Here is a 12601-nt window from a genome sequence, read left to right as displayed (position 1 = left end):
GAACATGAAATGGCTTGAAGATTCGATCATGATGAAGCGCGGTGTCGGCGCCGGTCGTGAGCCGGTGGAGCACCATCTCACCGAGGAGATGCAGAAGACTTATCACTACACCATCGGCCCATACTCGCAGCCCGTGCTGCACGTCAAGCCGGGCGATCGCGTCGTGGTCGAAACGCGCGATGCGTTCGAAGGCAAGATCAGGGAAGAAACGGACAAGCCGTCGCAAGTTCTGCAGGTGCCGTTCCTCAATCCGCAGAACGGGCCGATCATGATCGAAGGCGCCGAGAAGGGCGACGTGATCGCGGTGCACATCGAGAAGATGTCGCCGCGCGGCGACGATCCGCACGGCTTCTGCTGCATGATCCCGAACTTCGGCGGGCTGACCGGCACCGACTACACCGCGCTGCTCAACGAGCCGCTGCCGGAAGTGGTGCGCAAGATCAGGATCGACGAAGAGAACGTGTACTGGAGCAAACGCAACACGCTGCCCTACAAACCGCATATCGGCACGTTGAGTCTCTCGCCCGAGATCGATTCGATCAACTCGCTCACGCCCGACAATCACGGCGGCAACATGGACGTGCCCGACATGGGGCCGGGCAGCATCACGTATCTGCCGGTGCGCTCGCCGGGCGGACGGCTTTTCATCGGCGATGCACACGCCTGTCAGGGCGATGGCGAAGTCTGCGGCACGGCCGTCGAGTATCAGAGCACGACGACGGTGCGCGTCGATCTCATCAAGCAGTGGAAGATCGACTGGCCGCGGCTCGAGAACGAGGACGCACTGATGAGCATCGGCAGCGCGCGGCCGCTGGAGGACGCGACGCGCATCGCCTATCGCGAACTGGTACTGTGGATGGCTGCGGAATACGGCTTCGACAAGTGGGATGCGTACATGATGCTGAGCCAGGTGGGCCGTGTGCGCCTCGGTAATTTTGTCGATCCAAAATATACGGTTGGCGCGATGGTCGCCAAGCGGTATCTCAAGTAGCGCGGTGGCGTACACATCAGTCAGAAGAATCAAAGCGCGGGGCGCCGCTCCGCGCGCATTCGAGAGCGTGTCACGAAATGACCTTGTCCGATCCCATCCGAGTGGGCCTGCTTTGCTCGACGAGCGGTTCGACCGCCTTGCTCGAACAGTCTCAATGGCGCGGCGCGAGCCTCGCCATCGAGGAGATCAATGCGCGCGGCGGCATCGGCGGACGGGAGCTCGTCGCTCTTCATCTGGACCCCGGCTCCGACCCGGCCGCGTTCCGTGAGCTCGCCGAGCGCCTGATCCTGAAGGATGGCGTCAACACCATCTTCGGCGGTTATACGTCGAGCAGCCGCAAGGCAATGCTGCCCGTCGTCGAAAAGCACAACCGGCTGCTGATCTATTCCCAGCAGTACGAAGGTTTCGAGTATTCGGACAACATCATCTATAGCGGAGCGTCGCCGAATCAGAACGGCGTGCAGCTCGCGGACTTCATGACGGAGACGTTCGGCGCGCGCGTCTATTTCGTCGGTTCGCGCTACGTCTATCCGTACGAATGCAATCGAACGATGCAGGAGTTGCTGCTGCAACATCCCGAAGGCGCGATTCTCGGCGAGCGTTATCTGCCGCTCGACGCCACGCGCGAGCAGTTCGCGCAGGTCGTCACCGACATCAGGCGCAAGTCGCCGGACTGGATCTTCAGCACGGTCATCGGTGCGACCGTGCCTTATCTCTACGATGCCTATGCACACGCGGACTTCGATCCGGCCAGCATGCCGATCGGCAGTCTGAATACCTCCGAGACCGAGATTCATGCGATGGAGCGCGGCATCGCGGCTGGGCACTACACTGCCGCGCCGTATTTCCAGAGCATCGATACGCCGGAGAATCATCACGCGGTGCGGCATCATCAGGCGCGCTTCGGCGCGGATACGCCCACCGACATGAACTGGGAGGCCGCGTACTATCAGATGCACATGTTCGCGCAAGCGTATGCGCGCGCGGGCTCGGACGAAATCGGGACCATCATGCCGCATCTGCTCGGTTCGGAGTTCGCGGCGCCGCAGGGCCGCGTGCGAATCGATCCCGTCAATCATCACATGGCGCTCTATCCGCGCATTGGCCGCGCCAGTGCGGATGGCCAGTTCACCATTCTGCGCGAATCTAAGTTCGCCGTCGGGCCCGATCCGTACATGACGCGCCAGACGCTCGGCGACTGGGTCACGAAGTTGAGCACGCGGGACTACTGACGTGAGCGCGCGCGCGGACAGAGGCCAGCGTAGTCTCACGAGCTCCATCCTCGAGCGCAATGCGCGCGTCGTCGTCTTCCATCCGGACGACGACGACGGCCTGACGCTCACGAATCATCTGCGGCGCATGGGTTTTCAGGTCGAGCGATGCTGGCCGCCGCAGGACACGCTGCCCGACCGGACCGATCTGGTGTTTCGCGCGCTGCTGCCGGAGGAACGCGCGCCGGCGGGCGAGTGGTCCGGGCCGGATGCGCCGCCCGTCATCTGCGTGGTGGCGTATGAGAATCCGACCTTCATCGATCAGGCCATCAAACTGGGCGCGGACGGCATCGTCACGACGCCGATCCGTGCGTCGGGGCTGCTGTCGACCGTGGTAATGGCGCTGTATCACGCGAAGCGGTTGCGTCAGCATACGCAGCGCATCGCCAAGCTCGAACAGAAGCTGCTCGACAGCCGGCATCTGCAGGAAGCCAAAAACATTCTGATGACCATGCATCGCGTGAGCGAACGCGAGGCGTACGACATGCTGCGCGCGCAGGCAATGGAAAAGCGCGTGACCATCGACGATATCTGTCACTCCGTCATTCAGGCGGGCGAAGTGCTGCAGATCGCCCGCGGCATGGCACCGGAGGACGGGCGCGAGCCGCAGTGAGCGCCGTCACAGCGTTATCCCATCGACACAGGAGCGACGAACATGGACCTGCATTTGAAGGGCTTGAAGGCGATCGTGACCGGCGGCACCAAGGGCATCGGTCTCGCGATCGCGCGAACGCTGGCCGCCGAAGGCGCGGATGTCGCCATTTGCGCGCGCGACGCGGCGAGCGTGCAGTCGACCGCGAACGCGCTGGCGGAACTGGGCGGCGCGCGCGCATCGGGCGAGGCCGTCGACGTGTCGAATGGCGCCGCGCTGAAGGCGTGGGTCGGGCGCGTCGGCGCGGACTGGGGCGGGCTCGATATCGTCGTGGCCAATGTGAGCGCGCTGGCCATCGGCAACGACATCGAATCGTGGCGCAAGGAGTTCGAGACGGATCTGCTCGGCACCGTCAATCTCGTCGATGCCGCCATGCCGTTTCTCACCGCGAGCAAGGCCGCGTCGATCGTCGCGATATCGAGCGTTTCGGGACGCGAGATCGACTTCGCCGCGGGCCCGTATGGCGTGTTCAAGGCCGCGCTCGTGCATTACATGCAGGGGCTCGCGAATCAGTTGGCGTCAAAGGGCATTCGCGCGAATACGGTCTCGCCCGGCAATGTGTACTTCGAAGGCGGCGTGTGGGACTGGATCGAGCACAACGATGCGGCGCTGTTCGAGCGCGCGCTCGCGCTGAATCCGACCGGACGCATGGCCCGGCCGCAGGAAATCGCCAACGCGGTGGCGTTCATCGCGAGTCCGGCGGCGAGTTTCGTGAGCGGGGCGAACTTCGTGGTCGACGGTGCGCTCACGCGCGGCGTGCAGCTCTGAGGCGCGGGTCAACTTCACAGGAGCATCGAATGGCGACAGGCAGTGCGATGGACATCGATCTGGACGGGCTCACCGTCGAAACCGTGCAAGAGGGCTTTCGGACCGGCAGGTTCACGGCCGAGCAACTGGCGCGCGCCTCTTTCGAGCGGATCGCGCGCCACAACGCGAAGGTCAACGCGCTGATCTTCCTGAACCCGGCGGCCATCGACGATGCACGCGCGATCGACGCACGACGCGCTGCCGGCGAACGGCTGGGGCCGCTCGCGGGCGTGCCGGTCGTCATCAAGGATCCGATGGACATGGTCGGCTTTCCGACCACGGCGGGATGGGCGAAGCTGTACAGCAAGACCGGCGGCATCGATCTGATGCCCGAACGCGATGCACCGGTCGTCGCGCGCATGCGGCGCGCGGGCGCGATCATGCTCGGCAAGACGAACGTGCCGGTGTTGAGCCATACCGGCACGCATGCGAACGATAGCTGGGCGGGACCGACGTTCAACGTCGTGATGCCGGACCGCGTACCGGGCGGCAGCAGCGCGGGGACGGCGTCGGCGGTGGCGTCGGGCATGGCGGTGCTCGGGCTCGCCGAAGAAACCGGCGGATCGATCCAGAATCCGGCGTCGGCGCAGGACCTCGTCGGCATCAAGCCGACCATCGGGCTGGTGCCGAACGCCGGTGTTGTGCCGCTGTCGGGCAATCGCGATGTGGTCGGGCCGATCGCCCGGAATGTCAGGGATGCTGCGCTGTGTCTCGACATCCTCGCGGGATATTCGGGCGAGGACCCGAAGACGCTCGCGAGCGTCGGCCGGCAGCCGGAAGGCGGCTATGCGGCGGGGCTGGACCGGAACGCGCTCGCCGGCAAGCGGATCGGCCTGTACGGCCCGGGATGGCGCGCCCAGCCGCTTTCCGATGAAGCCGCGACGCTGTACGAGCGCGTGAAGGGCGAACTTCGCGCGCTCGGCGCAACCCTGATCGACGATCCGTTCGAGGGCTCCGGATTCGCCGGATTGCGCAAGCCGACCCATCCACTTCACAACTTCGATGCGCGCGGTCTCGAATCGATTCCGCACGATCTCGAGAAGTATCTGGCGCGCCTGGGCAAGCATGCGCCGCTGAAAACCTTCGCGGCGTTCGCCGACGCGACCAGGGACGACGACCCTTTCGGACCGGACGGCGTGCTGCACTATCTGCACAGTCTCGCGGACTTCAGGGTAGCGCTGGCCGATCCGTCGATGCCGCCCGACTTGCCCGAATTCGTCGAACTGAAGGCGCGCTATCTGCGCATCTTCGAGAGCGTCATGAATGGGCATCGGCTCGATGCGCTCGTCTTTCCGCAGATGCGCTGCGAGCTGCCCGCGCTTCATGGAAAAGAGACCATTCAGGAAACGACGGTGGGCGAGATCAATATCGCGGGACTGCCGGGGATTGCGGTGCCGGCGGGGTATTACGCGTCGGGTTCGCCGTTCGGGTTGATCTTCGTTGGCCGCTTGTGGGATGAGGCGGCGTTGCTTGGGTATGCCTATGCGTATGAGCAGGGGCGCGGGGATTGAAGGGTGGTCGGCTTCAATACACCTCAGACAGCGGTAGCCTCATCCGGGCGCGCGGCGTCGAGGGGACCGGCTGTATGTCCCCCGCCACGACGGCGCCCTGAAAGGGGTCACTCGCTCAGGCGAGACACCTTGGTTCCCTGAAGTGAGGCGTCGGCCATCAAACCTGCGTTGGTCCGTACAAACGCCTCGACCGGTTTTGTCGCGGTGGTCGTGTCGATCAGGCCGTTTGCGCCCATCCTGACCAGCGCCACGGAAGCGTCTGCCCCCGCCGACCAGCCGTCGGAATTGCGGAATTTGTTGAGCGCGTCCTGCGTCATGAACAGAAAGATCAGCGCCTTCGATTGCGCGCCCGCTTGCAGACCGAGCGAGCCCGAAGTCGTGCTGTAATAGCCGACCGTGTGCCCACCCACACGAAGCGATCCCTTTCCGTACTGTGCGCCGACGACGAAGCCCGCCTGGAGCACCGAAGGAAACACGAGCACGCCGCTCGCTTTCGCCACCAGTTCGCGTGAGCCGCCTACGGTGGCGTAGAGGCGCTGAAGGGTGCCATCGACGTCGGCGTCGATGGAGCGCCGTAGATCGGCCGCGCCCGCAGCCTGTTCGGCTCCGGCGTTTCGATTGGCGGTGCAACCAGAAAGCGCGAGCCCTCCAAGCGCGAGAAGCGCGGTCGACCTGACCATGAAGTTTCGTCTATGCATCGTTGTTCTCCGTTGTGGAATTCATAAAACCCATAGTATCGAAACGCGATGCCGAGCAGGCCATCAAGTTCACCAGAAGCCAAGCATCTTCCACCAGAGGCTGCCGACCACCGCGAAGATCAGCAGCTCCATCAAACACATCACAAAACCGACGCGCCACCAGGTTCCCATCGTGACGTAGCCGCTACCGAAGATGATCGGCGAGGTGCCCGTCGCATAGTGGGTCAGCGTCATCATGATCGCCGAGCCGGCCGCCATCATCAGCATGAACGGCGCCACATATTAATGGGGGGCTTTGGCTTTTCGTGTGCTTTCAAAGTCGACGATGATGATCTGTCGTGACTTGCACGCGCATGCATACTATTCAACGGATGACGGAAGGCAATGCAATGCGTATGGGCTCCATCAATTCGATGCCGACTTTTAGAGCGTCACCAATGGATGACGGAGTTGTATCAACTTACTATTCAACGCTCCACGACTCACACTCCAGCGCGCTGTGATAGCTGCCGACTCCGGGCTGTGAACGTTTCGCTTTCCGCGAATGCGGCTGTCGGCGATGGTTTGAGTGCGTGCGGCTTCGGGCAGGATCTGGCCAGAAGCCGTCAGTGATCAACCCGCACAGCTGACAGTGGAGCAGCTGCTTCGTTCCGAAAGCTGTCAAAATGTTAACTCATGTAACGCCGTGGAAAAGCAATGCAGGGGTCACTAGTCAAGCAGGCGGTCATTCCTCTCGACACGCTCAGGGAGCAGATCGCACAGGCCGTCGCCGCAGCCAAGGCCTATGAAGTTCCGGACGCCTGTGTCCGCATGGGAATTCAGAAGGCCGTCGAGGAAGGCGATGCGCAGGAGGCTTTCAGCAGCAAGCGGCTGTACGTCCGGCGACGCATCCTCTCGTGGAGTGAGGCGGACCTTCTCGGCTTGTCAACGCGGGTGCTGCGCGAGTACCCATCGGAGGATCTCGCAGACACCGTGAGCGAGATGACAGTCCACGCCGAGCATCGAGTGAGTGCTTTGGTCCGGCGTGACATACTCAAGGCCCTCAATCCTTTGGCATCCCTGTTCGGCGAACTGTCGCTGATTGACGGCCTCAGAGAGGTGTTCGGTGTCTCGGTCATCCAAGACGATGCGACAGGGGTGCTCGGCCGCACCAGTCTGCACGGGCAGATAGTCCAGCACTGTTTGCGCAACGACGACTGGTCGCACGAAGAGTTGCTGACGCAATGCGGCGCGCTGACGTGCAGCCAGACGCGGTTCTTTGCGTTGCTGACCAAGCTTCTGCACCCCATGACACGCCGCGATGCAGAGCAGGCGGAGCTGGCCACTGCGATTGGCGCGATACTGAGGCGGGATGGCTTTACGGTTCGGCAAACCAGCGTTGAGTCCGGGTACGCCATCTACGGGGTGGTCCGGGCTCAGGCCGGCGTCGCCGGAGCAATGAAGAACCTAATCTTCGCCTCGATCGGCGAGAAGCCGGAACTGGTCTTTCGCGATGCTGTGAACAACGACGTCGAGATCGTCAAGCATGCCGACAAGGTGCTGGTCTTCGACCGTCCCTTACCCAGTTCAGGACTGCTGCTCTGGAAGGACCTGCGGGACTGGTATGCCGAACTTCAAGGTATCAGCGACCCGGCAATCGCGAAGGAGCAGTTGTTCCGACGGCTGCGCCAGACAGTGCTCGGTGCTCGCTCGGCGGGTGAGTTTGCCGTTTTCCACGGTTACTACGAGCGCTTCGGTGGCTCGCTTGGCGACCGGTTGCCGGCGCTGATTCCTCAGGTCTATCTGCATTACGACCCCTACACTAGGCGCCAGCGCGGCGACGAGCAGTTCTTGGCGCGCCAGCGCATGGATTTTCTGCTGATGCTGGGGCAGGGTGTGCGCATTGTGATCGAGGTCGATGGCCGCCACCACTACGCAGTACCGGATCCCCTCGCGCCGGATCGGTTCATCGCGAACGCACAGCGCTACGCCGAGATGGTAGCGGAGGACCGACGGCTGCGGCTGATGGGGTACGAGGTTTACCGCTTCGGCGGGCACGAATTCTTGGATGTCGATCTGGAACAGCGCAAGGTCGGCACACACGCTCAACAATGCGTTGCTGAGTTCTTCGACCGGCTGCTGGCGCGACATTGTGTGCGATGACCGGAGAAAGCTATGGCGAGTTTTGATGAAGTCGGTTTCCTGTCCGGCGATCTTACGTGCTGGCAGACAGCAGCCCGTGAACTGTATGCCGGGCCCTTCGAGTTCGCAGAACGCGCGAACGAAATGGGAATGCGAATGCGGAAAGCCTTTGCTCTGGACGGGCTCACAGAGGAAGCGAAGTGGGCCATTGCCGGGTTCGTGCGGGCGTTGGGGGCTTTCCAGGGGTGCATTCTGATGGCCGAGCGCGGAGCGCTACCAGAAGCGCGCGCGTTGGCGCGCCTGTGCACAGAGTCTGTAATCGTCACGGCCGGGTTGGTGAAGGTCGCGGGAACTCTCGAGCGCCTGCGCGAGGACGATGCAGCGCACGATCTCGGCGTATGTAACAGGGTTCTCGAACTCAATGGAAACGACGCGAACGACGAGCGGCTGGAAGATTTCAGAAGGAGGAAGGCCGAGATCGAAGCGCGGTACGAACGGCCGCGATCACTGAAACTTGCGACGCTTGCACACGCATCGGATCTGACGCTGCTCTACGAACTTTCGTACAGGTTCACGTCCGGGAACGGAGCACACGCGACGCTGGGTGCATTCGTCCGCCACATGAGAGAGGGCATCGATGGTGAGCCGGACGTCTACTTCTTCGGTCCCGACACGTCCGACATGGCGTCGACGCTTTTATGTGCCAATGCCGCTGCCATCCACCTGATCATCCTCGCCGTCGAAAACATGGGGCTGGTTGAATTCCACGCCGAACGCCTCGATCTCGCTTTGCACTGGAACATCCTTAGGCCGGACCTCGAAGCGGCGAGCGCTGAGGAAGGGCAGGGCTGAACCCCGGCGATCATTTACCCTTGCCGCGCTACCGGCGCTCGCAGAGGCCGACCCTATTCTGGAACAGCGTCTCCTTGTCACACGGGCGGACGTCGCCAGGTCGCGCATCCGGTGAGCTCCATGAAGTCGCGTTCGGGATACCGGCTCACCCGCCTGACGCAGTCCGCCGCTATGGACTGCACTCCTCTGTCTTCGTACTCCATCGTTTCATCCGTCTCGTAGCCGCGGCTAATAAGGTAGATGCGAACGGCCTTCATCGCAAGGCCGGCACCGGGGACGAGTGAGGCAACGGGCACGTCGGCTTCGATCACACACGGTGTCCCGATCGCGCGCAGGACCGGTGACGTCACCGGGTTGCCCTCATGCGAGTTATAAAGCGCCTCGCCGCCCCAGTGGCGGAAAAAGCGCCCAATGCCATGTTCGCCTGCCCGATGCGGCGGAAAAAAGCAGAACCACAGCCGGCCAGCGCGGTTGGTCTCGTCAGCCTGATTGGCCGCTGCGAGGCGGTCACCAATGTCGCTCGGCAACTGCCCTGACGCCACCAGCGCATCGATACGACGGCGCAGCGTCGTACCGTTGGGCAACTGCATGCCAGATCGGACGATCTGCGCGATCTCGGCATCTGTGATGCGGGTGCAGTGCCAGCCGGTAATCGAATACGGCCTGAGCGCATCGCCCACGGCAAGGATCGCTCGGTCATAGTCCTGCGGGCTCACTTTCCACGGGGCGATCTGCCAGTTAAGAAACAATTCGTGGAGGCCGCCTAGGAGAGACACCAGTGGAGCGGGCCACGCCTCCGGTTGATCAAGCGGGAGTAACACGCGGGTCATCAGGCCTCTCTTTGTTCGTTGCGGTCGATGTGGCAGGTTGCCCGATGAGCGTACCATGCGCAAAGCCGCCAACGAATTGCCTGCGGACTCGGATGTGTGGATGGCCGTTAAACACATCGAAGCAGCCGTAGAGGTGAGGCCGCGTTCAAGGTCCGGAGAGGGTCGATTGCCATCTTTCGTCACCACAACTGCACATAGCAACAACAACAAAGATCGGACCAACGCAACGACAGGCCCTGATCACAAGCACCAAAGAAAACACCGCCCGACCATGCTCACAAGCCAGAACCCAGCCGCCGTTCATCCTGCAGAACCAACGTAACGACCCCACCCACGCACGCGAGCACCGACGCGACGATAAACACGCCCTGCAGCGATCCATACCAACCCGGAATACGTCCCCCGATGGCATTGCCCAACGTCGTGCCCAAACCGAGGAAAACATTGGCGACGGCGAAAACCCTGGTCGCCGACTGAGGCTCGATGGTCTTGCTGATATAAGCGGGAATAAGGCCGTAGATGGCATAGAACGACCATCCGAAACAAACGGCAGCCGCGCGCAACTGCCAGAGTTCTGTCTGAAAAGCGATCAGGATGGCTGAAAAGGCGAGCGTGGCATAAGAGACGATGAGCGCGATCCGCACGCCGACCTTGTCCGCGAGCACGCCAGCCAGAAATCCACTGAAAAGCCCGGTCACGCCGATGATCGACCAGAGCTGTCCGATCGTCTCCAGTGAACGTCCACGCTCTTCGGTCAGAAAGCTCGACAGATAGTTTTGCCACGGCCCGCAGACCACTCCACCAAGCGCCAGCAGTATCCAGACGGTCAGATTGCGCGCCGTGACGATTCGGCCTGACTCGCTGGGTCCGCGATCATCGATCGAACCCGGCGACACGTCACGGACGAATACGTGAGAGGCGAGCAATCGGAGCGTCACGAATCCGAGCAGCATGACCGTGAGCGACACCGCGCCCGTCACGAGCCATACCGATCGCCAGCCGTGGCCTGTCAGAAGCCACGGCACGAGCATGGCGTTGGCCAGTTGGCCGTAGGCCGTGCCACTCGATACCAGCCCGTTGACGCGAGACCGGTAAGCAAACGGGACGGATGTCGAAATCGCGCCGACGGTCGGAACGATCATGCAGGCCGCTGTCGCGCCGAGACCGGCCATAACGACCGCGCCCTGCAGAACGTTCTGAATCCCCGCGAAGACCAGCAGCAACAGGCCCGACGCAGCGACAGCGCTCACGATGACCCAGCCCGCGCCAAACCGCCTCGTCAGAAGCGGACAGAGCAGGGCCGCGACGAGATACGCAATCTGTGCTCCCCCGGTTGCAATACCCATCGCGGCGTAATCGAATGCGATGCTCTCCCGCATCGCGGTGACGATCAAACCGAAGAGATAGATACCGAAGCCGAACGCGACCGCCGTGTAGAGCGTGAAAACGACAGCAATACCGATTGCACGCGTGGCGCTACCCGCTTCGGAGCAAGCGATTGCATCCGTCTCCATGGCCGGTTATCCTATATCGATTGAAATCAATATAGGTCTATTTCTATATTCGATGCGTCAACGTGTCAAGGAGAAACGCCGACCTATGCAGAGAACGACCACTGCGGATGAGAAGCGGCTGCATGAGGCCCTGAACGCGCTTTCGAACCGCCGCCGATTCACGATTCTGATCTGGCTGACCGATCCGCAGAAGCATTTCCCTCCGCAGCAGGACGGCGACCTCGTCGAGGACGGCGTCTGCGTCGGGGTCATCACGGAGAAGATCGGTCTGAGCCAGCCGACGGTGACCACGCATATGCAGGCTCTTGCAAACGCAGGGCTGGTCACCTCCAAGAAGATCAAGAACTGGGTCTACTACAAACTGGATGACGCCTCGATCGAACGCTTTCTCGGCGATCTTGGTCAGGTTCTGCGTCGGCCTCGATGAATACGCCGTCGCCCTTCAGGCCGCGGCGCGTGCGCGCTGCACTTGCGTCGTCGGCACGTCGCCGCGTTCGCGCGACAGCGTGAAATCGAAGTCGATCAGCGCGAAATTGCCTGTCACGCCGTAAGGCTCGCCCTGCGCGCCCTCGGCCTTCTTGAGCTCGGGCACGAGACCGTCGCGCGTGGCGAACGCGAAGTCGTCCCACAGATACGGATCGTCTTCGATATTGATCTGCGTCGTCAGCTTGCGATAACCCGGCGACGACACGAAGAAGTGGATATGCGCGGGCCGGTGTCCATGCCGCCCGAGTTGATCGAGCAACTGCTCGGTCTTGCCGCCCGGCGGCACGCTGTATCCCACCGGCACGACGCTGCGGAAGCTGTAGCGGCCTTGCGCATCGGCGCGGATCGAGCCGCGCAGATTAAACGCGGGCTGCGACGCGTCGAAGTACGAGTAGTTGCCCAGATGATTCGCGTGCCATACCTCGACCAGCGCGTGCGCGAGCGGCTTGCCGTCATCGCCCAGCACGCGGCCGCGCATCACGAGGGTCTGGCCGGGATCCGTGCCGTCGTCGATGCGCGCATGGCCATTCGACTCGGGCGCGCCCGCGACATACAGCGGCCCTTCGATCGTGCGCGGCGTGCCGCCTTCCATGCCCGCCTTCTGCTCCGCATCGTCGAGCCGCAGGTCGAGAAAATGTTCGAAGCCGAGTCCCGCCGCGATCAGGCCGAATTCCCCGCGCTTGCCCGTCTCGGTCAGGAAATTGAGCGCGGTCCAGAATTCGTCCGGCGTAACATCGAGGTCCTCGATCGTATGAAACAGATCCCGCACGACGCGGTTGACGATGGCCTTCGTGCGCGGATTGCCTTCGCTCGTCGCGCTGTCGTTGATCGTTTGCAAGAGGGCGTCGATCGTATCGTGGTTCATGGC

At 62.6% G+C, this 12601-nt stretch carries 12 protein-coding genes and 1 pseudogene; 8 read left to right on the top strand and 5 right to left on the bottom strand.

Annotated elements, in window-relative coordinates:
- Nucleotides 1–4 precede the first annotated feature (4 nt).
- From NK8_RS25160 to NK8_RS25140, 5 genes are all read left to right on the top strand, one after another.
- Nucleotides 5–991: an acetamidase/formamidase family protein gene (locus NK8_RS25160; RefSeq protein WP_162068761.1), complete on the top strand. Its 987-nt coding sequence runs from the start codon at nucleotides 5–7 to the stop codon at nucleotides 989–991.
- 77 nt (nucleotides 992–1068) lie between these two features.
- Nucleotides 1069–2223, top strand: a complete 1155-nt coding sequence (locus tag NK8_RS25155; RefSeq protein WP_213230894.1) for a transporter substrate-binding domain-containing protein — start codon at nucleotides 1069–1071, stop codon at nucleotides 2221–2223.
- Between the two features lies 1 nt (nucleotide 2224).
- Nucleotides 2225–2875, top strand: a complete 651-nt coding sequence (locus NK8_RS25150; RefSeq protein WP_162068759.1) for an ANTAR domain-containing response regulator — start codon at nucleotides 2225–2227, stop codon at nucleotides 2873–2875.
- 42 nt (nucleotides 2876–2917) lie between these two features.
- The gene (locus tag NK8_RS25145) at nucleotides 2918–3682 is read left to right on the top strand and encodes an SDR family NAD(P)-dependent oxidoreductase (RefSeq protein ID WP_162068758.1); all 765 of its coding nucleotides are present in this window, start codon (nucleotides 2918–2920) and stop codon (nucleotides 3680–3682) included.
- A 29-nt stretch (nucleotides 3683–3711) separates the two neighbouring features.
- Entirely contained in the window at nucleotides 3712–5232 is a 1521-nt protein-coding gene (locus tag NK8_RS25140; RefSeq protein ID WP_213230892.1) for an amidase, read from the top strand.
- A 107-nt stretch (nucleotides 5233–5339) separates the two neighbouring features.
- On the opposite strand, the gene NK8_RS25135 is transcribed toward NK8_RS25140, so the two are convergent.
- The gene (locus NK8_RS25135; RefSeq protein WP_213230890.1) at nucleotides 5340–5930 is read right to left on the bottom strand and encodes a YSC84-related protein; all 591 of its coding nucleotides are present in this window, start codon (nucleotides 5928–5930) and stop codon (nucleotides 5340–5342) included.
- Nucleotides 5931–5999: 69 nt separating this feature from the next.
- A pseudogene (locus NK8_RS25130) lies at nucleotides 6000–6212 on the bottom strand (anion permease); the annotation flags it as partial.
- A gap of 414 nt (nucleotides 6213–6626) precedes the next feature.
- Here NK8_RS25130 and NK8_RS25125 point away from each other — a divergent pair.
- On the top strand, nucleotides 6627–8072 hold the full coding sequence (locus NK8_RS25125; RefSeq protein WP_213230888.1) for a hypothetical protein: 1446 nt from the start codon (nucleotides 6627–6629) through the stop codon (nucleotides 8070–8072).
- Nucleotides 8073–8084: 12 nt separating this feature from the next.
- On the top strand, nucleotides 8085–8903 hold the full coding sequence (locus NK8_RS25120) for a DUF5677 domain-containing protein (RefSeq protein WP_213230887.1): 819 nt from the start codon (nucleotides 8085–8087) through the stop codon (nucleotides 8901–8903).
- A 77-nt stretch (nucleotides 8904–8980) separates the two neighbouring features.
- On the opposite strand, the gene NK8_RS25115 is transcribed toward NK8_RS25120, so the two are convergent.
- Entirely contained in the window at nucleotides 8981–9733 is a 753-nt protein-coding gene (locus tag NK8_RS25115) for a hypothetical protein (protein WP_213230886.1), read from the bottom strand.
- Nucleotides 9734–10008: 275 nt separating this feature from the next.
- Nucleotides 10009–11247, bottom strand: coding sequence for a nitrate/nitrite transporter (locus tag NK8_RS25110; RefSeq protein ID WP_213230885.1), 1239 nt, complete (start codon nucleotides 11245–11247; stop codon nucleotides 10009–10011).
- Nucleotides 11248–11332: 85 nt separating this feature from the next.
- On the opposite strand from NK8_RS25110, the gene NK8_RS25105 reads away from it, so the two are divergent.
- Nucleotides 11333–11674, top strand: a complete 342-nt coding sequence (locus NK8_RS25105) for a helix-turn-helix transcriptional regulator (RefSeq protein ID WP_213230884.1) — start codon at nucleotides 11333–11335, stop codon at nucleotides 11672–11674.
- Between the two features lie 15 nt (nucleotides 11675–11689).
- On the opposite strand, the gene catA is transcribed toward NK8_RS25105, so the two are convergent.
- On the bottom strand, nucleotides 11690–12598 hold the full coding sequence (gene catA, locus NK8_RS25100) for a catechol 1,2-dioxygenase (protein WP_213230881.1): 909 nt from the start codon (nucleotides 12596–12598) through the stop codon (nucleotides 11690–11692).
- Nucleotides 12599–12601 lie beyond the last annotated feature (3 nt).

It is taken from the genome of Caballeronia sp. NK8 (assembly GCF_018408855.1).
Lineage (GTDB): Bacteria > Pseudomonadota > Gammaproteobacteria > Burkholderiales > Burkholderiaceae > Caballeronia.
This window is presented reverse-complemented; position numbering and strand designations above follow the sequence as displayed.